The following is a 25,505-nucleotide window of genomic DNA, read 5'->3' as shown; positions in this document are numbered from 1 at the left end:
AACCAAGGAGTGCCGTGGGCGTCAGCCTCAAGGACGTTGCACAACGGGCGGGCGTGTCCATCAAGACCGTGTCGAACGTGGTGAACAACTATCAGCACGTCACACCCGCCATGCGCGCCAGGGTGCAACAGGCGATCGACGAACTCGGCTACCGGCCGAACCTCACCGCCCGCCACCTGCGCAAGGGCCGCACCGGCATCATCGCCCTGGCCGTACCCGAGTTCGGCAACCCGTACTTCGCCGAACTCGCCGGAGCGGTCATCGACGCGGCCGCCCGGCACGACTACACCGTCCTGGTCGACCACACCGCCGGCCTGCGGGAGAAGGAGCTCCTGGTCAGCCAGGGATTCCGGTCGCATGTGATCGACGGGCTCATCCTCAGCCCCATCCACCTGGAGACCGAGGACCTGATGGCCCGCACGGAGACGGCGCCCCTGGTCCTGCTGGGGGAGCGCGAGTACGAGGCTCCGTACGACCACATCGCCATCGACAACGTGGCGGCGGCCCGCGCGGCCGTGCGCCACCTCGTCGGCCAGGGCAACCGGCGGATCGCCTTCCTCGGATCGCGCACCGGCCAGGAACGCCAGCCCGCGCACCTGCGCCTGAGGGGCTGGCGCGAGGAACTCGCCGCCGCCGGCATCACACCCGACGAATCCCTCGTCGTCGTCACCGAGGGCTACGGCCGCGAGGACGGCGCCACCGGCATGGCGCGGCTCCTGGACCGGGAGGACCGGCCCGACGCCGTGTTCGCCTACAACGACCTCATCGCCATCGGCGCGATGCGGACCATCACGGAACACGGCCTGCGGATCCCGGACGACATCGCCGTCGTCGGCTTCGACGACATCGAGGAGAGCCGCTACACCACCACCACACTCACCACCATCGCCCCCGACAAGGAAGCCATCGCCCGCCTCGCCGTCGACAGCCTCGTCGGACAGCTCGCGGGCGAGCCCGTCGCCGAACCACGCAGGCCACGCCCCGGCTACCGCCTCGTCGTCCGCGAATCCACCACACCCGGGCCCGAATCCGGCCACACCGAGGATCTCTGATGCCGCGCCCCACCGTGCACCGCGCCCCGTTCGGCTCCGTCCAGGGGACCCGGACCGACCTGTGGACCCTCGACAGCGGTACGGGTGTCCGTGCCGAGATACTGACCTACGGCGCGTCCCTGCACCGCCTCACCGTGCCGGACACCGCCGGCGTCACCGCCTCCGTCGTCCGGTCGCTCACGACGCTCGACGACTACACGGCCAAGCACCCCTACTTCGGCGCCGTCGTCGGCCGTTACGCCAATCGCATCGCCCACGGCCGCTTCCTCCTGGACGGCACCGAGCACCACATCCCCGCCAACGACCGGGGCCACGCCCTGCACGGAGGGCCGGACGGCTTCCACACCAAGGTGTGGCAAGCGGCCCCCGACCACACCGACGACAGTGCGTCCGTACGGCTCACCCTGCACAGCCCCGACGGGGACATGGGCTTCCCGGGCGCGCTGGACGCGACCGTCACGTACACCCTCGACACGGCGGGCACACTGGCCGTCGAATACGCGTCGGTGACCGACCGCCCCACGGTCGTCAACCTCACCAACCACGCCTACTTCGACCTGGCCGGCCACGACGACGTCCTGGGCCACCGCCTGGAGGTCGACGCCGACACCTATCTGCCGGTGGACGACGACGGCATCCCCCTGGGAGCGCCGGCCGAGGTCCGGGGAACCCCCTTCGACCTCACGGCGCCGCAAGTCCTGGAGGAACGCCTCGCCACCGAGAATCCGCAACTACGGGCCGCCGGCGGCTTCGACCACTGCTGGGTGCTGCGGGACGCGGGCGGCGGCCTGCGCCGCGCCGCACGGCTCACCGCGCCGGACGCGGCCCGTGTGCTGGAGGTGTGGACGACCGAGCCCGGTATCCAGGTCTACACCGCCAACCAGCTCGACGGCTCCTTCACCGACGGCGCCGGGCGCCGCCACGAACGGCACGGCTCGGTCTGCCTGGAGACGCAGCACCTGCCCGACTCACCGAACCGGCCCGATCTGCCCAGCACCGTACTGCGCCCCGGCGAAACCGCGCGCAGCCGTACCGAACTGCGTTTCCCCCACCTCGCGAATTAATCGATTGCCCTCCGGGGCGGCGGACTGCTGTAATTCCGGCACCAGCTGATCAACCCGGGAGATATTCATGCGCCGAGCTTCTGTGTTCCCCCAGACAGGAATTCACACCTATCTCGAGGACCTGAAGCTCAGTGCACACATTGAACCTGGGAATTCTGGCGCATGTCGACGCGGGTAAGACGAGCCTGACCGAGCGGCTGCTCCACAACGCCGGAGTGATCGAAGCGGTCGGCAGTGTCGACGACGGCAGCACACAGACCGACACCCTCGCCCTGGAGCGGCAGCGAGGCATCACCATCAAGTCCGCCGTGGTCTCCTTCGCCGTCGACGGCGTCACGGTCAACCTGATCGACACCCCCGGCCACCCCGATTTCATCGCCGAGGTGGAACGGGTCCTCGGTGTGCTCGACGGCGCGGTGCTCGTCGTGTCCGCCGTGGAGGGCGTCCAGGCCCAGACGCGGATCCTGATGCGGGCGCTGCGGCGCCTGCGGATCCCCACGCTCGTGTTCGTGAACAAGACCGACCGCGCCGGAGCACGGTACGGAGGCGTCCTGGCCGACATCGCGGAACGGCTGTCACCCGCGGTCGTCGCGATGGGCTCGGCCGAAGGCCTGGGAACCCGCGAGGCCCGGACGAGGCCGTTCACCGAAGCGGACCCGGGATTCGCCACCGCGCTGACGGACCTGCTCACCACGCACGACGACGGCCTCCTCGCGGCGTACGTCGAAGGCCCGGCAGGCATCCCGTACGGCCGGCTGCGTGACCGGCTGGCGGCGCAGACCCGGCAGGCGCTGGTGCACCCCGTGTACTTCGGATCCGCTGCCACCGGTGCGGGCGTCGCCGAACTGACCGCCGGTATCGCCGAGTTCCTTCCCCTGACCGGTGAGAACTCCGAAGGCCCGGCCTCGGGGACGGTCTTCAAGGTGGAGCGCGGACCGGCGGGGGAGAAGATCGCGTACGCACGCATGTTCTCCGGAACGGTACGCACCCGTGAGAGGGTCCGGCTGCGGGGCGACGGCGAGGAGGGCGTCCGCGAGGGCAAGATCTCGGCCATCACCGTCTTCGACAACGGTACGGACGTCCGCGAGCCCTCGCTCCGCGCCGGCCGGATCGGCAGGCTGCGAGGCCTGCACGCCGTCAGGATCGGGGACAGGATCGGCGCACCGGGCGGTGGGCCGGCACGCGCACACTTCGCCCCGCCCACCCTGGAGACCGTCGTCACCCCGTGCCGCAGCCAGGACAGGGGTGCGCTGCACATCGCTCTCGGACACCTGGCGGAGCAGGACCCGCTGATCGGAGTGCGCCGCGACGACCTCCGCCAGGAGGTGTCCCTGTCGCTATACGGGGAGGTGCAGAAGGAGGTCATCCAGGCGACGCTGGCGGACGAGTACGGCATCGAGGTCGGCTTCCGGGAGACGACGACGATCTGTCTGGAACGGCCGACGGGAAGAGGCGCGGCCGTCGAGTTCATCGACAAGGAGCCGAATCCCTTCCTGGCCACCGTCGGACTCCGCGTGGAGCCGGCCGTCTTCGGCAGCGGGGTGGAATTCCGCCGGGAGGTGGAGCTCGGATCCATGCCGTATGCGCTGATGCGGGCGGTGGAGGACACCGTGCTGGAAACGCTCGGTCAGGGAATTCACGGATGGCGGGTCACCGATTGCACGGTGACCATGACTCATTCCGGTTACTGGCCCCGGCAGAGTCATTCGCACGGAGTGTTCGACAAGAGCATGTCGAGTACGGCGGGAGACTTCCGTCATCTGACCCCGCTGGTGCTGATGGACGCTCTGAAGCAGGCAGGGACCACGGTGTACGAACCCATGCACCGCTTCCGTGCCGAGCTCCCGGCAGATGCGGCCGGCCCGCTGGTGCCGGTCCTCGCACGGCTGCGAGCCGTCCCCGGGCCTCCGGTGACGCGCGGGGGCGTCTGCACGGTGGAGGGAGTGATCCCGGCCGCCCGCGTCCATGAGCTGCAGCAGCTGCTGCCGGGGTTGACGCGGGGCGAGGGGATGCTGGAGTCCGCGTTCGACGACTTCAGGCCGGTCGACGGACCCGTCCCGCACAGGTCCAGGACCGACCGCGACCCGCTGAACCGCAAGGACTACCTCCTGCGGACCCTGCGGCGTGTCGACGGCGGGCGGTGAGAGACGGCGGCCGGTGTGTGACGGCGGGCGGTGTGTGACGGCAGGCGTGACGGACGCGCAACCCTCGCGTCCGTCACGCACCGCCGGGTCACTTCAGGTAGGTACCCGCCGTCCCGATCTTCCCCGGGGCGGCGTTCCTGCCGCCGAGGTCGAGGACGTACACCCGCAGATTGCCCTTGCCCGGTGCCGGGACGGCGAGCGTGCCGCCCGTCACGACCTTGGTGTCGCCGGTGACGGCGTCCTTGTAGGTGCCGTTGGGGATGCCCGTGTAAGTGGCGCCGCCGGAGACCGTCACCAGAGCGAAGCTGTCCGTGCCGCTCGCCGCGTCCGTGTAGCGGCGCTTGTACGCCATCGAGCCGGAGATGCCCTCCGTCGAGTACTGCCCCATCTGCAGGGCGGGCACCGCACGGCGGATCTGGTTGAGTCGCTGCACGTGCTTGACCAGCGGCTTCGCCAGGGTGTCGGCGACCGCGCCGGTCGCCGAGGAGACCGTGCCGAAGTCCGATGCCTTGACGTCGCCGGCGAGATGGCCGCCGTAGTACGCCCGGCCGGTCGTCGCCAGCGGACAGGTGGGACCGCAGTCGATCTTCTTGCCGGCCTGGAACTCGATCTCGGAGCCGTAGTACAGCGTGGGGATGCCCCGGAAGGTCCACATCAGCGACATGTTCTCGGCCCAGGCGTCCGTGCCCCCGGCGTACCGCTCGCTGCTCTTGTTGGGGCCGTAGTCGTGGCTGTCGACGTACACGACGTTGTAGGTGGCGTCGTTGTAACTGTCGTCGGAGTCCTTGCCGTTGCCGTAGGCGTTGTTCGCGTCACCGAAGTTCATGTGCATGCGCATGTCGATGACGTTCATGCCGGAGAACCGGCTGTGATCCGGGGCGTGGTAGCTGTTGCCGTTCAGGAAGGCGTTGTCTGAGGTCGGCTGGGAGCCGGTGCCCTGCTGCTGCTCGTAGTCGTACATCTCGAGGGCGGCCTTCTCGTCGTCCGCGTTGTACTCCTTGCGCTCCTTCCACGTGTAGAACTGCGCGGAGTGGTTCACCGAGCCGCGGTTCCACTTGTCGTTGACGAAGGCGGCGACCTCACCGAAGACGAAGAAGTTCTTCGCGGCCTCGGCACCGAACTGCTGGGTGACGCGCTCCTGGATGGCCGGCAGGAAACGGCGGTTCCAGGTGGTGCGGGGGATGTGCACGGCGGTGTCCACGCGGAAGCCGTCGACGCCCATGTCGATGTACTTGTTGTAGGCGCCGATCAGATAGTTCTGTACGGGCGCGCTCTCGGTGTTGAAGTCGGCGAGATCGTCGTGCAGCCAGCAGGAACGGGAGTCCTCGCCCTCCCAGTTGCCGATCCAGCAGTTGTGGTAGTACGCCTTGGGGAACATCCCCGAAGTGGGGCTCGGCCACTGGCAGTTGTAGATCCGGTAGCCCTCGGGCGAGGTGTGCTGCGTGGGGGTGCCCCAGTTGACGCAGGTGTTGCCCGACGGCTCGGCCGTGGACCACAGATCACCGTTGTAGTAGGACTTCCCGGACTTCGTCTCGACCGTCAGACCGTCGTACTCGAAACCGTCGTTCTTCTCGTCGTAGTACCAGCTCCACTGGGTGTCGCGGACCCCGTACGCCTTCGGGGTGAACAGGCCCTTGGCGCCCCAGCGCGACGAGTGGTTGAAGACGACGTCCTGGTAGATCTTCATGCCCTTGGCGTGGGCCGCGTCGATGAGGTCCTGGTACGAGGCCCCGGCGGACTCCAGCCGGGAGTCGACCTCGTAGAAGTCGTAGCCGTGGTAACCGTGGTAGTCGTAGTCGGAACGGTTCAGGACCACGGGGGTGATCCACACGGCCGACATGCCGAGGCCCTTGATGTAGTCGAGCTTGTCGACCAGGCCCTTGAAGTCGCCCCGGAACATGGGGTCGTCGTTTGCGGCGTTGCCCGACTTGGTGTGCTGGCTGCCGCCTCGGTTGTTCGTGGTGTCACCGTCGTTGAAGCGGGCGGTGAGCACGAAGTAGATCGGGTCCTTGCGGGGGTCGGTGCCGAGCGGCTTCCCGGAGGCCGGGGCCGTCGGCTTCTCGCCGGTGGTCGCCGAGGCCGCGGCGGAGGCCGTCGAGACGTTCCCCGCGGCGTCGACCGCCTTGACGGTGTAGCTGTACGTCGTCCTCGCCTCCAGGCCGGTGTCCGAGAACACCGTGGAGCCGACGTCGCTGACCAGGGTCCCCTTGGTACCGCCCGTCCGTGTCACCTGGTACTTCGTCACACCGCGGTCGTCCGTGGACGGGTCCCAGGTCAGCACGACGGACACCCCGTCCGCGCTCGCCGACACCTTCGACGGGGCGGTCGGGGCCTGGGTGTCCGGGGTCTCGGCGGCACAGGGGTCCCCGGCGCCCGCGGTGACCTTCTTGTCCTTCACCGTGGTGAGACCGGCCGGGACGGTGTAGTTGACACCGTTGTTGTTGTCCCAGACGCCGCTGCCGTTGTTGAAGGTGGCGAGCATCGACGTGGCGGTGCCGAGGTCCACCGACTTCTTCACCCACCCCGTGCAGGCGGGCTCCATCCCCACGCCGGGCACGGTGGTCCAGGATCCGCCCGCCGGCTGGTAGTGGAGATTGATGGTCGTCCAGCCGACCGTGGCGGTCGAGTAGTAGACCGAGGCCGTACGGGCCTCGCCGGGTTCCGTCCCGGTGTCCGCGCACGGGTCGCTGTGGGCGACCACACCGTCCTTGACGGTGATGGCGCCGGTGCCCAGGGCGTAGTTCTTCCCGGCGTTGTTGTCCCAGACACCGGAACCGTTGTTGAACGTCGCGGCCAGGCCGGACGCGCTGCCGAGAGTCACGGTCTGTTTGACCCAGTCCGTGCAAGCGGCTTCCATGGCCACACCGGGCACGGTGGTCCAGGACCCGCCGTCGGGCGCGTAGTGCATCCGGTACGCGGACCAGTTCTTGGTCTTCGTGTAGTAGAAGACGGTGGCGGTGGACTCCGAGGCTGCCGCGGGCACAGCCGAATCCGGGCCGGAAAGCCCGGGTGCGGGGGTCAGGAGTCCCAGCATCACCGTCGCCGCGACGGCCGCCGCCGCAGGGCGTCCGAGCAGCCGGGCAGGGGTGCGTCTCATGCGTGTGTCTCCAGGGGAGGGCCGCGGGCGGGTGGACCGCGGCTGCCAACAGCACAACCGCTCCGCGAGCGGCCGCGAGATCCCGCCGGAGAACCCGGACGCGCCTCGGGGTTCGGGCGAGCAGTGCGTTCCGACCGGAGAAATCCCTGTCAGAACCTTTCTGCAATCTCTTGCACCGAGGAAGTTACCGGGGCATGACAGGTCCGTAAAGAGGTTGCGCACAGCATGACGGCGAGGAATGAGGAGCCGGGGCACACGCGTCGCCTCGCGCATGACCTACTTCGTCGAAGTCGAGGTGCGCGGGTACGAGCTCGACACCTAAGGGCATCTCGACCAGGCGGTCTACCTCCAGTACACCGAGCACACCCGGTGGGAGCTGCTCCGGGAGGCCGGAGTGGCCCAGGAGAAGCTGCCGGCCGACGGAATCGGGCCGGTCCAGCCGGAAGTGACGGTGAAGTACCTCGGGGACTGCGGGGTGGGGGCAGGGTGCGCGCGAGCTGCGAGCTCTCTACGGCACGGGTAGGACCTTCGAGATCCGGCGGCAGATCGTCAAGGACGACGGCACGGTCGCCGCGGAGATCGCAGGGGTGGGCGGCCTCCTCGATCTGACGGCCCGTCGACTCGTCACGGATCCGGCCGGGCACTTCGCCTCGCCTGCCACGAAACCGGAACTCCTCGGTATCCGGACGGTCTGAAAGTGGCGACAGGGGCGTCGTCATCCCTCTGGCTGAAGATCGCGAAGAAGGGATCCCCGGTGGCACCCGCCGTGTCGTTCCCGGGCGTCACGGTGTGCGTCCTTCTCTGCGACGTGGTCATGTCGTGCACGCTACGGGGCGAACAGGACAGTTCCTGGTCTGAAGGGAGCGCCGGGCGAGCGGATCACGCGTTCACCCGTGAGGAGGCGGGGCCGTGCTGGCCCGGACGACAAGGCGGGTCGGGACCAGGGTGGTGCCGCGTTCCGTCGTCTCGTTGCGGATCTGCCGCAGCACCCCGTCGACGCACAGCCGTCCGATCTCGGCGAAGTCCTGGTGGACGGTGGTCAGCGGCGGGAGGAACGAGGCGGAGTCGGCGATGTCGTCGAACCCCACGACACTGACGTCCTCGGGCACTCGCCTGCCCTTCTCGTGCAGCGCCCGCAGAACGCCCAGCGCCATCTGGTCGTTGGCCGCGAAGATCGCGGTGCAGGCTGGGTCCGCTGCCAGGGCCAGCCCCGCCGCGTAGCCGGAGGCCGCCGACCAGTCGCCGCTCACCGGCGGCGGGACCGGGCGTCCCGCCTCCTCCAGGGTCTGCTGCCAGGCATGGGCACGGCGCTGTGCGGCGAACGACTCGGACGGACCGGCGACATGAACCACGCTGCGGTGTCCGAGGTCGAGCAGATGCCGCACGGCTGCCTCGGCACCCCCGGACTGGTCGGTGTCCACGACGCTGTAACGGTCGCCCGCGTCCGAGTCGGCCACCACGACATGGGTGTGCGGCGGCAGCGAGATGGCCGCGTCCAGCAGGCGGACCTCCATGATCACGATGATGCCGTCCACGACCTGTTCGCCGAGCACGGTGACCGCTCCTCTGACGCCCTTGCTGGTGGGCGTGGCGACGGGCAGCAGGGTGATGGCGTAGCCCTCGTCCGCCGCCGAGGCGGAAATGGCCTCCAGCGTACGGACGTTGCCGGTCGTGGCCAGTGTGAACAGGATGACGCCCAGTGTGCGGAACTTCCCGCTCTTCAGGGCGCGCGCGGCACTGTTGGGCCGGTAGTTGAGCTCCTTCATGGCGGCGAGAACACGTTCCCGGGTGTTCTCGGACACCATGGAGTGCCCGTTGGACACACGGGAGACCGTCTGCGAGGAGACTCCGGCCAGGCGCGCGACATCGGCCATGGAGGCTTCCTTGCGAGGAGGTCTGTCCATGGCTCGTTCCTGTCCCTGCACTCGTATGCCTCCGTCGTCGTCGTGTGGGCCTTTCACCGCGTGGGGGCGCTCTTCCGGCCGCGGCCCGCCTTCCGCCGCGTGTGTCCTGAGGGGGACCCGGTGGGGACGTTTCCTGTCGCCGCTTCGCGTCCAGCTCGTATCGCTGGGACTGAGGGCTCGGGCCACCGGCATTTCTACCACTTTCGGATGCCCGGCGCCGACACGCCGGTCGTGACACGCAGTACCAGACGGCCGAGCCGGTGGTGGAGGGATCGCCGAAATCCGGCCGGGTGAATGACGGTCCGGCCTTGACCGTTGGGGAGAGAGCGTGTGAACATCCTCTCACCGATGGATGTTTACGTAAACATCGGCCTTCTCAAGCACAGCGCCTCCACGATGTCCGGTGTCTCCATCCGGCCGGGGCCATGCTCACCGCCGGACCAACAGGAGTACCCATGACGGCCGTTACGCCGATCACGACCGGACGCCGCCCACCGGCGAGAGGCTCGCGCAGCCGTCGCGGGCGGGTCGGCTGGATCTTCGTCGGGCCGTTCATGGCCGTGTTCGCCCTGGTGTTCCTCGCCCCGATCGTCTATTCGCTGTATCTGAGCTTCTTCCGGGACCAGTTGGTCGGCGGCACGTCGTTCGTCGGCCTGGACAACTTCCAACGGGCCTTCGAGGACGAACAGTTCTGGGCGGCCGTGGGCCGGGTGACTCTCTTCCTCGCGGTGCAGGTGCCCGTCATGCTCGGGCTCGCCCTGCTCGTGGCCCTGGCCCTCGACAGCGGCAGGCTCTACGGGAAGAGCTTCTTCCGGATCGCCGTCTTCCTGCCGTACGCCGTGCCGGCCGTCGTCGCCACACTGATGTGGGGCTTCATCTACGGCACACGCTTCGGGCTGGTGGGGAACATCAACGAGGCCCTCGGTGTGTCGCTGCCCGACCCGCTCTCGCCCTCCCTGGTGCTGGCGAGCATCGGCAACATCGTCACCTGGGAGTTCATCGGCTACAACATGCTGATCTTCTACTCGGCGCTGCGTGTCGTCCCCAAGTCCCTCTACGAGGCCGCCGAGATCGACGGTGCCGGACAATGGCGGATCATCACGGCGGTCAAGATCCCCGCGATCCGGGGCGCGCTGGTGATCGCGACGATCTTCTCGGTGATCGGCAGCTTCCAGCTGTTCAACGAGCCCAGCATCCTGCAGAGCCTGGCGCCGAACGCGATCACGACCTACTTCACGCCCAACCTCTACACCTTCACGCTGTCCTTCTCCGGCCGGCAGCAGAACTACGCGGCCACGGTCTCCCTCGTCATGGGTGTCGTCACGATGATCATCGCCTACGCGGTCCAGCTGCGCGGCATGCGAAAGGAGGCGTGAGCGATGAGCGCCCCTTCCTTCACCGCCGAGCAGACGTCCCGCCGGTCCACCCACCGCGCCCCGGCGACCCGCCGCGCCCCGCGCAGACGCCACACGGCCGGCCGCCCGCGCCGCAGCATGGTGCTCACGCTCCTCATGGGCCTGACCGCGCTCTACGCGCTCATGCCGCTGGCCTGGCTCGTCATCAACGCCACAAAGACGCAGAAGGGCCTCCTCGACTCGTTCGGCCTCTGGTTCAGCGGTGACTTCGCCCTCTGGGACAACATCTCGCAGACGCTCACCTACGACGACGGCATCTTCGTCCGCTGGTTCCTCAACACCCTGCTGTACGTGGTCGTGGGCGCGGGGGGAGCCACCTTCCTCGCGGTCCTCGGCGGCTACGGCCTGGCCAAGTTCGACTTCGCGGGCAAGCGCGCCGTCTTCGCCACCGTCATCGGCGCGGTGGCCGTTCCGGCGACCGCGCTGGCTGTCCCCACCTTCCTCATGTTCAGCAAGATGGGTCTCACCAACACGCCATGGGCCGTCATCATCCCATCCCTGATCTCACCGTTCGGGCTCTACCTCATGTGGGTGTTCGCCGCCGAGGCCGTCCCCACCGAGCTCCTGGAAGCGGCCAGGATGGACGGTTCCGGCGAACTGCGGACGTTCTTCCGCGTCGCGCTCCCCTTGCTGACGCCGGGCATCGTGACGGTGCTGCTGTTCACCATGGTGCAGACCTGGAACAACTACTTCCTGCCCCTGATCATGATCAAGAATCCGGACTGGTACCCGCTGACCCTGGGCCTGAACGCCTGGAACCAGCAGGCCTCCACCGCGGGCGGCCAGCCGGTCTTCAACCTGGTCATCACGGGCTCGCTGCTGACCATCGTGCCGTTGATCATCGCCTTCCTGCTGCTCCAGCGCTACTGGCAGTCCGGACTGGCGGCGGGCAGCGTCAAGGGGTGACCCGTTCCCCTGCCCCGCCCGCCACCGAATCTCCGTGCTCCGGGACCGGTCTTCCCCGGCCCTCGACAGGCGCGGCGTTCCACCCCTCCCCAGCCCCGCACCCCCGTGCGGACGTTCCACGGTTCGTGCACCACCCTCACCACAACGGAGTGAAGCAATTATGAGAACCATGACCAGACGCGCGATGCGTGGCGTCGGCCTGCTGTGCGCGGCCGCGCTGAGCCTCACCGCGTGCGGGTCCTCCGAGGACACAGGCTCCGACGAGGCCGTGTCGGGAGGCGATCTCCGGGCGGCCCTCAAGGAGGGCGGTTCCATCACGGTGTGGGCGTGGGAACCGACGCTGAAGCAGGTGGTCAGCGACTTCGAGAAGGAGTACCCCAAGGTCAAGGTGAAGCTGGTCAACGCCGGTACCGGCAACGACCAGTACACCGCCCTGCAGAACGCCGTACAGGCCGGATCCGGTGTGCCGGACGTCGCGCAGGTCGAGTACTACGCGCTCGGACAGTTCGCCCTCGGCAAGTCCCTCGAGGACCTCAGCCGCTACGGCGCCGACGAATTCAAGGACGACTACTCGCCGGGACCGTGGAACTCGGTCACCGTCGGCGACGCCGTGTACGCCCTGCCCATGGACTCCGGCCCGATGGCGCTCTTCTACAACAAGAAGGTGCTGGACAAGCACCAGATCGCCACGCCCACCACCTGGGACGAGTACCTCGAGGCGGCCCGCGCCCTGCACGCGGCGGACCCGAAGGCCTACATCGCCAACGACACCGGTGACGCCGGCTTCACCACCAGCATGATCTGGCAGGCCGGCGGCACCCCCTTCAAGACGCGCGACACCGAGGTGACGGTCGACCTCACCGCCGACAAGGGTGTCACCGCCTTCACCGAGGTCTGGCAGAAGCTCCTCGACGAGAAGCTCCTCGCACCGATCGAGAACTGGAGCGACGAGTGGTACAAGGGCCTGGCCGACGGCACGATCGCCACGCTCTCCACCGGCGCCTGGATGCCCGCCAACTTCGTCTCGGGCGTCGAGTCGGCCTCCGGCGACTGGCGCGCCGCGGCGCTCCCGCAGTGGGAGAAGGGCGGTGAGGTCAGCTCCGAGAACGGCGGCAGCTCCCTCGCGGTGATGAAGGCGGGCAAGAACAAGGACCTGGCGTACGCGTTCAACGAGTACGCCAACCACTCGGAGGGCGTCCAGGCACGCATCAAGGCCGGCGCCTTCCCCGCGACCACGGCAGACCTTGCCTCCCCGTCGTTCCTCGACACCCCCTTCCCGTACTTCGGTGGCCAGAAGGCGAACGAGATCTTCGCCCGGTCCGCCAGCCAGGTACCGGAGGACTGGTCCTACCTGCCTTTCCAGGTGTACGCGAACTCCATCTTCAACGACTCCGTGGGCAAGGCGTACGTCTCCGACACCAAGCTGGCCGAAGGGCTGAAGCAGTGGCAGAAGGCCGCCGTCACCTACGGCAACGACCAGGGCTTCAGCGTCAACAAGTGACGTCCCGACCCTGAACCGGCACGGGGCGGGCACCCGTCCGACGGGCGCCCGCCCCGTGCCGTACACGCACCTCGTATCCCGAAGGATCATCATGACCCCCGCCTCCGAGCGCCACTGGCTGCGCCCGCCCTCCGACGACCGCCCCGCGAGCTTTGCCTACGGGGCCGACTACAACCCGGAGCAGTGGCCGCGCGAGGTGTGGAAGGACGACGTCCGGCTGATGCGCGAGGCCGGGGTCACCGTCGTCTCCGTCGCCATCTTCTCCTGGGCGCGTCTGCAACCGGCCGAGGACCGCTGGGACTTCGAATGGCTGGACGAGGTACTCGATCTGCTCCACGGCAACGGGATCGCGGTGGACCTCGCCACCGCCACCGCCTCGCCGCCGCCGTGGCTCACCACCCTGCACCCGGAGATCCTGCCGGTCACCCGTACCGGTGAGACCCTCTCCCAAGGCGCGCGACAGCACTGGCGGCCCACCTCACCCGTCTTCCGCACGTACGCGCTGCGGCTGGTGGAGGCCATGGCCACCCGCTACGCGAACCACCCCGCCGTGGTCGCCTGGCACATCTCCAACGAGCTCGGCTGCCACAACATCTACGACTACTCCGACGACGCCGCCCGGGCCTTCCGCGACTGGCTGCGCACCCGCTACGTCACACTGGACGAACTCAACCGGGCCTGGGCGACGTCCTTCTGGTCGCAGCACTACGGGGACTGGGAGCAGATCCAGCCGCCGCGACTGGCCGCGAGCCACGCCAACCCGACCCAGCAGCTCGACTTCAAGCGCTTCTCCTCCGACGCGCTGAAGGACTACCTCCGGGCCGAGCGCGAGGTGCTGCGCCGGATCACCCCCGACATCCCCGCCACCACCAACTTCATGGTGATGGGCGGCACCAAGGGGATGAACTACCCCGAGTGGGCGGAGGAGATCGACTTCGTCTCCAACGACCACTACGCCCACCCCGGGCCGCAGCGTCTCGACGAGCTCTCCTTCTCCGCATCCCTCACCCACTCGATCGCCCAGGGCAAGCCGTGGTTCCTCATGGAGCACTCGACGAGCGCGGTCAACTGGCAGCCCGTCAACGTGCCCAAGCGCGAGGGTGAGCTCGCCCGTGACTCCCTGGTCCACGTGGCCCACGGAGCCGACGCGGTCTGCTTCTTCCAGTGGCGGCAGTCCGCCGCCGGCGCCGAGAAGCACCACTCCGCGATGGTGCCCCACGCCGGTCCGGACAGCGAGGTGTTCCGTGCGGTGGCCGCCCTCGGCCGGACTCTGGAGACACTCACCCCGGTCACGGGTTCCGTCCGCGAGCCGGCCCGCGCGGCTCTGGTGTACGACTGGGACTCCTGGTGGGCCGTCGAACGCGACTCCCAGCCGTCCTCACTGCTGAGCTACCGGCAGGAGGCGCTCGACTGGTACTCGGCCTTCCTGACCTTGGGGGTCCGGGTGGACGTCGTCACGCCCGCCACCGACCTCACCGGCTACGACTTCGTCGCGGCCCCCGTCCTGCACGTCGTCCCCCAGGCCCTGGCCGACCGGCTGGACGCCTACGTGCGCGGCGGCGGCCATCTCGCCACCACCTACTACTCGGGTGTCGTCGACGAGAACGACCACGTCCACCTCGGCGGATACCCGGGGGCGCTGCGCGAACTGCTGGGCATCCGCATCGAGGAGTTCGGCCCCCTGCTGGAGGACGTGGACGTACGGCTCGACAACGGTCTGACCGGCACCCTGTGGACGGACCGGATCGACCTGACCGACCCCCAGGTCACGGTGCTCGCACGCTACGGGAGCGGGGACCAGGCAGGGCGCCCCGCCATCACCCGGCGGGCCCTGGCGGACGGCGGTTCCGCCGCCTACGTCTCCACGAGGCTGGGCAGCCACGGGCTGCCCGACGTGCTGCGGCCCCTGCTTGCCGGGGCCGGCGTGCTCAGCGAACTGCCCGCGGAGGCGCGCGGGCGGGTGGAGCTGACCGTACGGAAGGACGGTTCCCACGCGTACTGGTTCCTCGTGAACCGTACGGATGAGCCCGTCGGCTTCGACGCGGTGACCGGAGAGGTCCTCACGGGACCCTCGCGGACCGCCGAGGGCGGCCTGGTCCTTCCCCCGCGGCGGGTCGCCGTGCTCCGTGTGGCGACCGGGACCACGCCCTTCCCGCCGGCCGGCGCGTAGCCGGGCGGGGGAACGCCCGCTCCGTGCGTCCTGGGGGGACAGACCCGTCCCCCCAGGACGCACTCCCGGCATCCGTCAGGCGGAAGCCGGGAACCGGTGGGCAACGCGGCTCCGTGGCGATGGACGATGAATCGGTTCAGGTACGTGCAGCCAGGTCTGTGACGAGTCCCTGTAGAGGCTTCCTTTGTGATGGCGCTATTTACGCCTTGATGTTTGCAGGCCTGCCGTGTGAGGCATTGACACTCCTCCCGGAGTGGGTCCACCTTCCCTCCCGGAAATGTTGAAACCTTTCATGCGATCGGCCGAATGGGCCTGCCTCGGTACCGATCGTTGGGCTGTCCGGCTGACGCGGCTCAGGCGCGCCGGTGATGTGGACGAAGGGTCAGGTGTTCGCACCTCGCGGACCTGACGGGTCCGCGTTCCGCTCCTCCACCTCAAAGGGAGAACGCATGCGCCTGCGCGCCCGCTGGGCACCGGCCGCTCTACTGTTGATCGCCCCCCTGATCGGTACCACCACGGCCACGGCCGACACCGGCGAGACCCTTGTACCGGTGCAGAAGTCGGCCCGGGCCGTGCCCGGTCAGTACATCGTCACCCTCGCGCCCGAGCAGAAGCCGGACGCCATGGCCGAGCAGTTCGGTCTCAGTACCCTCTTCACGTACAGCAAGGTCCTGCACGGTTTCGCGGCCTCGCTCACGGCCGCCCAGCTCGAGCAGGTGCGCGGCGCGGCAGGAGTCCAGACCGTCGAGGAGAACAGTGAGGCCTCGGTCTCGCCGCCCGCCGTCAAGGCCGCCGGGAAGCGGGCCGTTGCGGGGAGCTGGGGGCAGGACCGCATCGACCAGCGGAACCTTCCGCTGGACGGCACCTACGACGTGGCCGGCACGGGTCAGGGCGTGACCGCGTACATCCTCGACACGGGCATCGAGTCCGCCCACAGCGAGTTCGGCGGCCGGGTGGAGGCCGGGTACGACGCGATCGGTGACGGCCGCAACGGCGAGGACTGCAACGGTCACGGCACGCACGTGGCCGGGACCGTCGCCGGCGCGACGTACGGTGTCGCGCCCGAAGCCTCCCTCGTGCCGGTGCGGGTGCTGAACTGCGAGGGCTCGGGCACGTGGGCCGGAATCATCGCGGGTCTCGACTGGATCGCCCAGAACGCCGAACAGCCGGCCGTGGTCAACGCCTCCCTCGGAGGGCCCGCGTCGTCGGCCGTCGACGACGCGTTCGACGCGCTCGCGGCGGAGGGCACGCTGCCCGTGGTCGCGGCGGGCAACGAGGACCAGGACGCCTGTGACGTCTCCCCGGCGCGCGCCGACGGCGTGCTCGCCGTCGGGGCGAGCGACGACCAGGACCGGCAGGCGACGTTCAGCAACTGGGGCACCTGTGTGTGGCTCTACGCCCCCGGCGTGGACATCGTGTCCGCGAACCTCGGCGGCGGTTCCACGACGCTCAGCGGAACGTCCATGGCCAGCCCGCACGTCGCCGGTGCCGCCGCTCTCTACAAGGAGCAGAACCCCGACGCGGCGCCGCAGGAGGTCGCCGACTGGCTGGCCGCCGAGGCGACCACGGACGTGCTGACGGGCCTGGGCTCCGGCTCGCCCGACCGGCTTCTCCACACCGGCGGTCTCTGACCTCAGGCCGACTCCACGGGAGCGGGGTCCGCGTCCTGCGGGCCCCGCTCTTCGCTGTGTCGTGGAGCTGGCACTTTCGGTCTGCTTACAGTTCTACGCAAAATGCTTACGTCAATTGCGAACGTCTTTCGCGGCCATGGCAGGTGGCTTCGTGCTGCCGAATATGCCTCATGGTGCGGCCTTCGTGGGGTCTCTCGCCGTGCTTCATCGTGCTCCGGATTCTGTCCCAACCGTGGACGCTCTCGTACTTCTCTGCAACTCTCTGACCGCAAAGCGCAAAACACGGCTCAGTGCGTGCAGAAACGGATGGCGCAGGGCTGTGCCGACAGAGCCGCACCCTCGGTGCATCCCGCGCCGAGGCCGAAGATCGGGGACCTATGAGAGCCCAACGCTGGAGATGGCGAGCCCTTTCCGCCGTCGTCACGACCAGTCTTCTGATGATCGGATGGCCGTCGTTCACCGCTGCCGCGGCAGACGGCCCCAACATCGCCGCAGGCCGGAGCGCGGCGGCGGGCAGCGCGGGCGGCGAGTACGTCGCCAGGAACGTGACCGACGGCGATCAGTCGACATACTGGGAGGGCTCCGGCGGCACCTTGCCGCAGTGGGTCCAGACCGACCTCGGCTCCGCCGCACGGGTCGACGAGGTGACGCTGAAGCTCCCGGCGGGCTGGGAGAGCAGGCAGCAGACCCTCTCGCTCCAGGGAAGCGCCGACGGCACCAGCTTCTCGACGCTCAAGACCTCCGCGGCGTACACCTTCGCCCCCGGCGTCTCCAACGCGGTGAAGATCTCCTTCCCGGCCACGCAGACCCGCTTCGTGCGGGTGAACATCACGGCCAACACGGGCTGGCGGAACGCCCAGCTCTCCGAGCTGGAGGTGCGTGCGGCGGGGGAGTCGTCGGCGAACCTCGCCGCGGGCCGGACGCTCAAGGCGAGCAGTCACACCGAGACGTACGTGGCCGCCAACGGGAACGACGGCAACCGCGCCAGTTACTGGGAGAGCAGGAACAACGAACTCCCGCAGTGGATCCAGGCCGACCTCGGCTCCTCGGTCCGTGTCGACCGGGTCGTGCTCCGGCTGCCGGACGGCTGGGAGCAGCGGACCCAGACGCTGAAGATCCAGGGCAGCGTCAACGGCTCGGACTTCAGTGACCTGACTGCGTCCAAGGCGTACAGCTTCGGTCCCGCGGGCGGTCAGTCGGCGACGATCTCCTTCGACGCGACCACCACCCGCTACGTGCGGGTACTCGTCACCGCCAACTCCGTCCAGCCCGCCGCCCAGTTGTCGGAACTGGAGGTCTACGGACCCACCACAGGTGACACCCAGGCGCCCACCGCCCCGTCCGGCCTGGCGTTCACCGAGCCGTCCACCGGGCAGATCAAGCTGACCTGGACGGCGTCCTCGGACGACACCGGCGTCACCGGCTACGACATCTACGCCGGCAACACCCTGCTGACCACCGTCGCGGGTGACGTCACCACGTTCACGGACACCCGCCCGGTGAGCGAGAGCGTGAGCTATCACGTCCGGGCCAGGGACGCCGCGGGCAACCAGTCAGGCAACAGCAACTCCGTGACCCGCGCGGGCGACTCCGGCGACACGCAGGCGCCCACCGCACCGTCCGGCCTGGTGTTCACCGAGCCCTCGACCGGGCAGATCAAGCTGACCTGGACGGCGTCCTCGGACGACAAGGGCGTCACCGGCTACGACGTCTACGCCAACAACGTGCTCCGCAAGACCGTGGCGGGCGACGTCACCACCTACACCGACACCCAGTCCGCGGCCACCACCGTCAGCTATGTGGTGCGTGCGAAGGACGCGGCGGGCAACATATCCGGTGCCAGTAACACGGTGACGCGCAACGGGTCCACGAGCGCCGCCTCCAACCTCGCCGTCTCCAAGCCGATCACCGCCTCCTCCGTGGTCCACACCTTCGTCGCCGCCAACGCCAACGACAACTCGCTCACCACGTACTGGGAAGGGGCCGGCGGCAGCTATCCCAACACCCTGACTGTCAAGCTCGGCGCCAACGCCGACACCGAGAGCGTCGTCGTCAAGCTCAACCCCGACAGCAGCTGGGGCTCGCGTACCCAGAACATCCAGGTTCTCGGACGTGAGCAGGACGCCACCTCGTTCACGAGCCTGGCCGCCGCCAAGGACTACGCGTTCAGTCCCGCGACGGGCAACACCGTGACGATCCCGGTCACCGCCCGGGTCGCCGACGTCCAGCTGAAGTTCACCTCCAACACCGGATCCGGCGCCGGTCAGGTCGCCGAGTTCCAGGTGCTCGGCGCTGCGGCTCCCAACCCGGACCTGCAGGTCTCGGCAGTCACCTCGTCACCGGCGGCGCCCGTGGAGTCGGACGCCGTCACGCTTTCGGCGACCGTACGCAACACGGGCGCCGTCGCCTCTCCCGCCGGCAAGCTGGACTTCGAGCTCGGCGGCTCCAAGGTGGCCACCGCCTCGGTGGGCGCCCTCGCCGCAGGTGCCTCGGCCCAGGTCTCCGCAGGAATCGGAGCGCGCGACGCGGGCAGCTACACGCTGGGCGCGGTCGTCGACCCGGCAGGCGAGATCATCGAGCAGAACGAGACCAACAACCGCTTCACCGCCGCTTCCCCGCTGGTGGTGAAGCCGGTCTCCAGCTCCGACCTCGTCTCCGGCGGGGTCGGGACCTCCCCGTCGGCCCCGTCGAACGGTGACACGGTCACCTTCTCCGTCGCCGTCAGGAACCAGGGCTCGGTGGCTTCCGCGAGCGGCAGCCACGGCATCACCCTGACCCTGGTCGATTCCAAGGGCGCCACGGTGAAGACCCTCACCGGCGCGCACGACGGGGCCATCGCGGCCGGGGCCACGACGGCGCCCGTCCCCCTCGGTACCTGGACGGCCGCCAACGGCTCGTACACGGTGAAGGTGGTGCTCGCAGACGACGCCAACGAACTGCCGGTGAAGCGCGCGAACAACACCAGCACCGAGTCGCTGTTCGTAGGCCGTGGCGCCAACATGCCGTACGAAATGTACGAGGCGGAGGACGGCGTCGCCGGCGGTGGCGCGAAGGTCGTCGGCCCCAACCGGACCGTCGGCGACATCGCGGGTGAGGCGTCCGGCCGTAAGGCGGTCACCCTCGACAGCACCGGCAACTACGTGGAGTTCACCACCAGGGCGACCACCAACACCCTGGTCACCCGGTTCTCCGTGCCGGACTCCGCGGGCGGCGGGGGCATCGAATCGAAGCTGAACGTCTACGTCGACGGCACCTTCCTCAAGGCCATCGACCTCACCTCGAAGTACGCCTGGCTGTACGGGAACGAGACCGGGCCGGGCAACGACCCGGGCTCCGGAGCGCCCCGGCACATCTACGACGAGGCGAACGTCATGCTGGGGAAGACCGTCCCGGCGGGCAGCAGGATCCGCCTCCAGAAGGACGCGTCCAACACCAGCACCTACGCCATCGACTTCGTCAGCCTGGAACAGGTCTCCCAGGTGGCGAACCCGGACCCCGCCACCTACACCGTGCCCTCGGGCTTCACCCACCAGGACGTCCAGAACGCCCTGGACAAGGTCCGGATGGACACCACGGGGAAGCTGGTCGGTGTGTACCTGCCGGCCGGTGACTACTCCACCTCCAGCAAGTTCCAGGTCTACGGAAAGGCCGTCAAGGTCGCCGGTGCCGGGCCCTGGTTCACGCGGTTCCGCGCCCCGTCCACTCAGGACAACACCGACATCGGGTTCCGTGCGGAGGCCGGCGCGAAGGGTTCGTCGTTCTCGGACTTCGCGTACTTCGGCAACTACACGTCCCGTATCGACGGACCGGGCAAGGTGTTCGACTTCTCCAACGTCTCCGACATCGTGATCGACAACATCTGGAACGAGCACATGGTGTGCCTCTACTGGGGCGCCAACACCGACAACATCACGATCAAGAACTCCCGGATCCGGAACATGTTCGCCGACGGCATCAACATGACCAACGGCTCCACGGACAACCACGTGACGAACAACGAGGCGCGGGCCACCGGGGACGACAGCTTCGCACTGTTCTCGGCGATCGACGCCGGCGGCTCGGACATGAAGAACAACGTGTACGAGAACCTCACGTCGATCCTCACCTGGCGGGCGGCCGGGCTGGCCGTGTACGGCGGCTACGACAACACCTTCCGCAACATCCATATCGCCGACACCCTGGTGTACTCCGGGATCACGGTCAGCTCCCTGGACTTCGGCTATCCGATGAACGGGTTCGGGACAGGCCCCACGGCGATCCAGAACGTGTCGGTCGTGCGCTCCGGCGGCCACTTCTGGGGATCGCAGACCTTCCCCGGGATCTGGCTGTTCTCGGCCTCAAAGGTCTTCCAGGGCATCCGGATCTCGAACGTGGACATCGTCGACCCGACGTACAGCGGGATCATGTTCCAGACGAACTACGTGGGAGGGCAGCCACAGTTCCCGATCAAGGACACGGTGCTCACCGACATCTCGATCTCCGGTGCGCGCAAGAGCGGCGACGCCTTCGACGCGAAGTCCGGCTTCGGGCTGTGGGCCAACGAGATGCCCGAGGCGGGTCAGGGCCCTGCCGTCGGTGAGGTCACCTTCAACGGGCTGAAGCTCAGCGGCAACGCCCAGGACGTGAAGAACACCACCTCCACCTTCAAGATCGACATCAAGCCGTAGGAGGTCCCGGGCCGCGCGGCGGAAGGCGCCTCCCCTTGTCCCGTAAAGGGCCCGGGGGACTGCCTTCCGCCGCGTAACCTCTTGCACGCAGAAGTACGTCTCTTGCGGTCTTCCACCCCGGCGATGCGGAGCGGTCCGTCCGGGGTGGGCGGGGTCTACCGGAGGCTCGCCAGGCTGTTGAGGTCGCAGCGTTCGGCCGGTGCCGACCGCATGGAGGTGCTCCGTCGAAGCGCCGGGCTGATGCTGCCCGGCGCTTCCTCACATGCGGAGCGCTGTCAAACATTTACCAAAACTGCGCGAGATCTTGCGCTCGCTTGTCGCCGGTGGTTGAGTGTGCCGCGCCCCGGCAGACAGTCGGCCGAGGCCTTCCGTGCTCATGCCCGAAGGGGACCACCGATGAGAAGTGCTGGGTTTCGCCGTACCCGCCGTGCCTCCGCGGCCGCCGTCGTCACCGCGCTCGCCCTGACCGCCCTTGCCTCCTGCGGCACGAGCAGCAGCGGCGAGGGGAACGACGACTCCGGCGGCGGATCGTCCGATCCGACCGCGCCGCTCGACCCGAAGGCCGAGGTGACGCTGTCGATCGACTGCATGCCGCCGGCCGCGAAGGCCGCAGAGCTGCGCGAGTGGAACGAGGACATCAAGACGTTCAACAAGAAGTACCCGAACGTCAGGATCAACGGGAAGTCGACGCCCGGTCAGTGTCTGGAGCCGCCGCGCTTCACGGCCATGCTCAAGGGCAAGTCGCAGCCCGACGTGTTCTACGCCTACTTCACCGACCTCCAGCAGGTGCTGGACAACGACGGTGCCGAGGACATCTCCGCGTACGTCAACGACACGTCCGTGCCGACGCTCAAGGACATCCAGCCGCAGGTGCTGGACGTCGCCCGCAAGGACGGCAAGCTCTACGCGCTGCCGACCAGCAACTACACCATGGGCCTCATGATCAACCGGAAGCTGTTCAAGCAGGCCGGGCTGAATCCCGACACCCCGCCGGCGACCTGGGACGAGGTCCGAGCCGCGAGCAAGAAGATCGCGGCGCTCGGGAAGGGCATCGCCGGATTCGGCGAGTACAGCGCCGGCAACAACGGCGGCTGGCACTTCACAGCCACGCAGTACGGACTGGGTGGTGACGTCGTGGACGCGAGCGGCAAGAAGGCCGCGTTCAACGACGACAAGGGCAAGCAGGTCCTCCGGCAGCTGCACGACATGCGCTGGGAGGACGACAGCATGGGGCAGACCCAGTTGCTGAAGTGGGGTGATCTGCAGAAGCAGATAGCCACCGACAAGCTCGGCATGTTCCTCGCCGCCCCCGACGACATCACCTACATGGTGCAGCAGCTGGGCGCGGAGTACGAGAACTTCGGCATGGGGCCGATCCCCGGGGCGGAGGGCACGCTCTTCGGCGGGAACAACTACATGATCAAGAAGGGCAGTTCGCCCGACAGGATCAAGGCGGCCATCGCCTGGCTGAGCTTCCAGAACCTGACGCCGAAGGAAGGGCAGTTCGACTGGGGCCGCAGGAAGGCCGACAACCTCCCCGTCGGACTTCCGCAGCCCAACTTCTTCCTCGGTGAGAGCAAGGCGGCGGACGACGCCGAACGGGTCGCCAACGCCACGATGCCCGTCGAGAACTTCAAGGCCTTCATGGACAACCCCGTCCAGGGCAAGGCCGAGCCGCCGAAGGCGCAGGAGATCTACAAGATCCTCGACAACGCGATGTCCGCCGTTCTGACCAACAAGGACGCCGACATCGACAAGCTGCTCGACACCGCCGAGCAGCAAGTCAACCAGGTCCTGGCCAACCAGTGACGGACGTGCGGGGGACGGGCCGGGCGGGCCCGGCCCCCGCACCCGGACCGTCCGTCCGTGAGTGACTGCACCGGCACCGAGGAGAGACCATGTCGGCCCCCACCCTGTCCACCGGGAAGGCGAGCGCACCGCCGCCCCGGCACCACCAACGCCCCGCCGGGCGGAACCCGGCCCGCGAGGAGTTCGTGCGCGCCCTGCGCCGCAACATCACGGCGCACGGCTTCCTGATCGGAGCCGTCCTCTGTTTCTCCTTCTTCTCCTGGTATCCGATGGTCAGGGAGTTCATCCTGGCCTTCCAGAAGACCGAGGACGGCAGGACGACCTGGGCCGGCTGGTCCAACCTGACCTACGTCTTCAACGACCCCGCCTTCTGGCAGGCGTGGCGCAACACCCTGCTCTTCACGGTCCTGGCCCTGGTGCTGGGCTTCGCGGTCCCGTTCGTCGTCGCGGTCGTGCTCAACGAGTTCCGGCACGCACAGGGATATCTGCGCCTCCTGGTCTACCTGCCCGTCATGCTGCCGCCGGTCGCCTCCGTCCTGCTCTTCAAGTACTTCTACGACCCCGGCTACGGACTCTTCAACCGCATCCTGGAATTCCTCCATCTGCCCGCCCAGCAATGGCTCCAGGACCCCGGCACCTCCATGCTCTCCGTCGTCATCGCCTCCACCTGGATGAACATGGGAGGGGCCACGCTGATCTACCTCGCCGCCCTCCAGGGCATCCCCGGGGAGCTGTACGAGGCGGCCGAGCTCGACGGCGCCGGACTGCTGCGCAAGATCTGGCACGTCACCATCCCGCAGACCCGGCTCATCCTGTCGCTCCTGCTGCTGATGCAGATCATCGCGACGATGCAGGTCTTCACCGAGCCGTTCCTGCTCACCAACGGCGCGGGCCCGGAGGGGTCCACCACGACCGTGGTCTACCTCATCTACCAGTACGCCTTCAACTTCAACAACTACGGCGGAGCGGCGGCCCTCGGCCTCCTCCTGCTCGTCGTACTCGCGGGCTTCTCCGCCGTGTACGTACGCCTCAGCCGCAGCAGCGAAGACTAGGACGGGAGCACGACGATGGCATCGAACACGCTTGTCTCCCGGCGCGGACCCGGCGGACGCAGGGCCCGCCGCCGGGCAACGGACCAGGGCCGCCAGCGGACCCTCATCTCACCGGCCCAGCTCGGCCGGCCCCGGGGAAAGGCGGTCTACTGGATCGTCTTCGCCCTGGTGGCAGTGGCGTTCACCCTCGCGTTCCTCGGCCCCCTGTACTGGATGGTCACCGGCGGCCTCAAGACCACCCAGGAAGTCGTACAGAGCCCGCCCACAGCCTTCCCCTCCTCGATCCACACGGAGAACTACTCCCAGGCGTGGAACGTGATGGACCTGGCCCAGCTGCTCTTCAACACGCTCTACTACGCGTTCGGGGCACTCGCCTTCCAGCTCGTCCTCGACGTGGCCGCCGCCTACTCGCTGTCCAAGCTCCGGCCGGTCCTCGGCAAGGCCATCCTCGGAATGATGCTCGCCACCCTGATGATCCCGGCGACCGTCCTCGTCGTGCCGCAGTACCTCACGGTCCTCGACGTACCGATCTTCGAGCGCAACCTTCTCAACTCGCCATGGGCGATCTGGCTGCCGTCGGTCACCAACGCCTTCAACATCTTCCTGCTGAAGCGCTTCTTCGACTCCATACCCGGCGAACTCCTCGACGCCGCGGCCATCGACGGCGCCTCACCCCTGCGCACCCTGCGCTCCATCGTCCTGCCGATCTCCCGGCCGATCCTGGGCGTCGTCTCCATCTTCGCGGTCGTCGGGGTGTGGAAGGACTTCCTCTGGCCCATGCTCACCCTGCCCGATCCGGCCAAGCAGACCCTGAACGTCGGCATCTACTCGCTGTCCAACGGTGTGCCGCAGAACGTCCTCATCGCCGCGCTCACCATCGCGTCCGTCCCGACGCTGCTCATCTTCCTGCTCTTCCAGCGCAACATCATGGGCGGTCTCACCGCGGGCGGCCTGAAGGGCTGACGCCCGGGCCCACCCCGTTCGGATCGGGCTGGGCTCCGGCCCGATCCGAACGAGAGCTCCCCGCACGACCGCCTCCCACCAGCACTCCGCCGCCGGCCCTTCGCACGCCCCGCACACGGGCCGGCGGCGG

General features: G+C 68.4%; 14 protein-coding genes and 1 pseudogene. 13 read left to right on the top strand and 2 right to left on the bottom strand.

What is annotated here, in order from left to right:
* The first annotated feature begins 14 nt into the window (after positions 1–14).
* The 3 genes from HED23_RS18125 to HED23_RS18115 all read left to right on the top strand — a co-directional run bounded on the left by HED23_RS18125 (position 15) and on the right by HED23_RS18115 (position 4,260).
* Positions 15–1,052 carry a LacI family DNA-binding transcriptional regulator gene (locus HED23_RS18125; protein WP_203184438.1) on the top strand — a complete coding sequence of 346 codons (1,038 nt, stop codon included), beginning with the start codon at positions 15–17 and terminating at the stop codon, positions 1,050–1,052.
* Positions 1,052–2,116, top strand: coding sequence for an aldose epimerase family protein (locus tag HED23_RS18120; RefSeq protein WP_203184437.1), 1,065 nt, complete (start codon positions 1,052–1,054; stop codon positions 2,114–2,116). The genes HED23_RS18125 and HED23_RS18120 overlap by 1 nt, the downstream gene beginning before the upstream one ends.
* Positions 2,117–2,247: 131 nt before the next feature.
* Positions 2,248–4,260, top strand: a complete 2,013-nt coding sequence (locus tag HED23_RS18115) for an elongation factor G (protein WP_203184436.1) — start codon at positions 2,248–2,250, stop codon at positions 4,258–4,260.
* 88 nt (positions 4,261–4,348) lie between these two features.
* Here the strand turns inward: HED23_RS18115 and HED23_RS18110 are convergent, their stop codons facing one another.
* A complete protein-coding gene (locus tag HED23_RS18110; RefSeq protein ID WP_203184435.1) occupies positions 4,349–7,357 on the bottom strand; it encodes a carbohydrate binding domain-containing protein in 3,009 nt (1,002 codons plus the stop codon).
* A 271-nt stretch (positions 7,358–7,628) separates the two neighbouring features.
* On the opposite strand from HED23_RS18110, the pseudogene HED23_RS35280 reads away from it, so the two are divergent.
* A pseudogene (locus tag HED23_RS35280) lies at positions 7,629–8,052 on the top strand (acyl-CoA thioesterase).
* A gap of 192 nt (positions 8,053–8,244) precedes the next feature.
* Here HED23_RS35280 and HED23_RS18105 read toward each other — a convergent pair.
* Positions 8,245–9,261, bottom strand: coding sequence for a LacI family DNA-binding transcriptional regulator (locus HED23_RS18105; RefSeq protein WP_238442018.1), 1,017 nt, complete (start codon positions 9,259–9,261; stop codon positions 8,245–8,247).
* A gap of 455 nt (positions 9,262–9,716) precedes the next feature.
* Here HED23_RS18105 and HED23_RS18100 point away from each other — a divergent pair, with 455 nt between their 5' ends.
* The 9 genes from HED23_RS18100 to HED23_RS18060 all read left to right on the top strand — a co-directional run bounded on the left by HED23_RS18100 (position 9,717) and on the right by HED23_RS18060 (position 25,375).
* The gene (locus tag HED23_RS18100) at positions 9,717–10,637 is read left to right on the top strand and encodes a carbohydrate ABC transporter permease (RefSeq protein ID WP_203184434.1); all 921 of its coding nucleotides are present in this window, start codon (positions 9,717–9,719) and stop codon (positions 10,635–10,637) included.
* A 3-nt stretch (positions 10,638–10,640) separates the two neighbouring features.
* On the top strand, positions 10,641–11,582 hold the full coding sequence (locus tag HED23_RS18095) for a carbohydrate ABC transporter permease (RefSeq protein ID WP_203184433.1): 942 nt from the start codon (positions 10,641–10,643) through the stop codon (positions 11,580–11,582).
* Between the two features lie 160 nt (positions 11,583–11,742).
* Positions 11,743–13,083 carry an ABC transporter substrate-binding protein gene (locus HED23_RS18090; protein ID WP_203184432.1) on the top strand — a complete coding sequence of 447 codons (1,341 nt, stop codon included), beginning with the start codon at positions 11,743–11,745 and terminating at the stop codon, positions 13,081–13,083.
* A 91-nt stretch (positions 13,084–13,174) separates the two neighbouring features.
* Entirely contained in the window at positions 13,175–15,253 is a 2,079-nt protein-coding gene (locus HED23_RS18085; RefSeq protein ID WP_203184431.1) for a beta-galactosidase, read from the top strand.
* A gap of 449 nt (positions 15,254–15,702) precedes the next feature.
* A complete protein-coding gene (locus HED23_RS18080) occupies positions 15,703–16,884 on the top strand; it encodes a S8 family peptidase (RefSeq protein ID WP_203184430.1) in 1,182 nt (393 codons plus the stop codon).
* Between the two features lie 377 nt (positions 16,885–17,261).
* Positions 17,262–21,551: a discoidin domain-containing protein gene (locus HED23_RS18075; RefSeq protein WP_203184429.1), complete on the top strand. Its 4,290-nt coding sequence runs from the start codon at positions 17,262–17,264 to the stop codon at positions 21,549–21,551.
* A gap of 396 nt (positions 21,552–21,947) precedes the next feature.
* Entirely contained in the window at positions 21,948–23,360 is a 1,413-nt protein-coding gene (locus HED23_RS18070; protein WP_203184428.1) for an extracellular solute-binding protein, read from the top strand.
* An 89-nt stretch (positions 23,361–23,449) separates the two neighbouring features.
* Positions 23,450–24,412 carry a carbohydrate ABC transporter permease gene (locus HED23_RS18065; RefSeq protein ID WP_203184427.1) on the top strand — a complete coding sequence of 321 codons (963 nt, stop codon included), beginning with the start codon at positions 23,450–23,452 and terminating at the stop codon, positions 24,410–24,412.
* Between the two features lie 15 nt (positions 24,413–24,427).
* A complete protein-coding gene (locus HED23_RS18060) occupies positions 24,428–25,375 on the top strand; it encodes a carbohydrate ABC transporter permease (protein WP_203184426.1) in 948 nt (315 codons plus the stop codon).
* The last annotated feature ends 130 nt before the right edge of the window (positions 25,376–25,505 follow it).

Origin of the sequence: Streptomyces pratensis, from assembly GCF_016804005.1 — a bacterium.
GTDB lineage: Bacteria > Actinomycetota > Actinomycetes > Streptomycetales > Streptomycetaceae > Streptomyces > Streptomyces pratensis_A.
Note: the sequence above shows the minus strand (reverse complement) of the source record. Positions and strands in the feature narration are given on the sequence as shown.

What these genes read in the sequence shown, in the direction of transcription:
- HED23_RS18080 (WP_203184430.1), top strand. Translation starts at nt 15,703, where the DNA reads ATGCGCCTGCGCGCCCGCTGGGCACCGGCCGCTCTACTGTTGATCGCC.
- HED23_RS18100 (WP_203184434.1), top strand. Translation starts at nt 9,717, where the DNA reads ATGACGGCCGTTACGCCGATCACGACCGGACGCCGCCCACCGGCGAGA.
- HED23_RS18120 (WP_203184437.1), top strand. Translation starts at nt 1,052, where the DNA reads ATGCCGCGCCCCACCGTGCACCGCGCCCCGTTCGGCTCCGTCCAGGGG.
- HED23_RS18060 (WP_203184426.1), top strand. Translation starts at nt 24,428, where the DNA reads ATGGCATCGAACACGCTTGTCTCCCGGCGCGGACCCGGCGGACGCAGG.
- HED23_RS18085 (WP_203184431.1), top strand. Translation starts at nt 13,175, where the DNA reads ATGACCCCCGCCTCCGAGCGCCACTGGCTGCGCCCGCCCTCCGACGAC.
- HED23_RS18075 (WP_203184429.1), top strand. Translation starts at nt 17,262, where the DNA reads ATGAGAGCCCAACGCTGGAGATGGCGAGCCCTTTCCGCCGTCGTCACG.
- HED23_RS18090 (WP_203184432.1), top strand. Translation starts at nt 11,743, where the DNA reads ATGAGAACCATGACCAGACGCGCGATGCGTGGCGTCGGCCTGCTGTGC.
- HED23_RS18105 (WP_238442018.1), bottom strand. Translation starts at nt 9,261, where the DNA reads ATGGACAGACCTCCTCGCAAGGAAGCCTCCATGGCCGATGTCGCGCGC.
- HED23_RS18065 (WP_203184427.1), top strand. Translation starts at nt 23,450, where the DNA reads ATGTCGGCCCCCACCCTGTCCACCGGGAAGGCGAGCGCACCGCCGCCC.
- HED23_RS18070 (WP_203184428.1), top strand. Translation starts at nt 21,948, where the DNA reads ATGAGAAGTGCTGGGTTTCGCCGTACCCGCCGTGCCTCCGCGGCCGCC.
- HED23_RS18095 (WP_203184433.1), top strand. Translation starts at nt 10,641, where the DNA reads ATGAGCGCCCCTTCCTTCACCGCCGAGCAGACGTCCCGCCGGTCCACC.
- HED23_RS18110 (WP_203184435.1), bottom strand. Translation starts at nt 7,357, where the DNA reads ATGAGACGCACCCCTGCCCGGCTGCTCGGACGCCCTGCGGCGGCGGCC.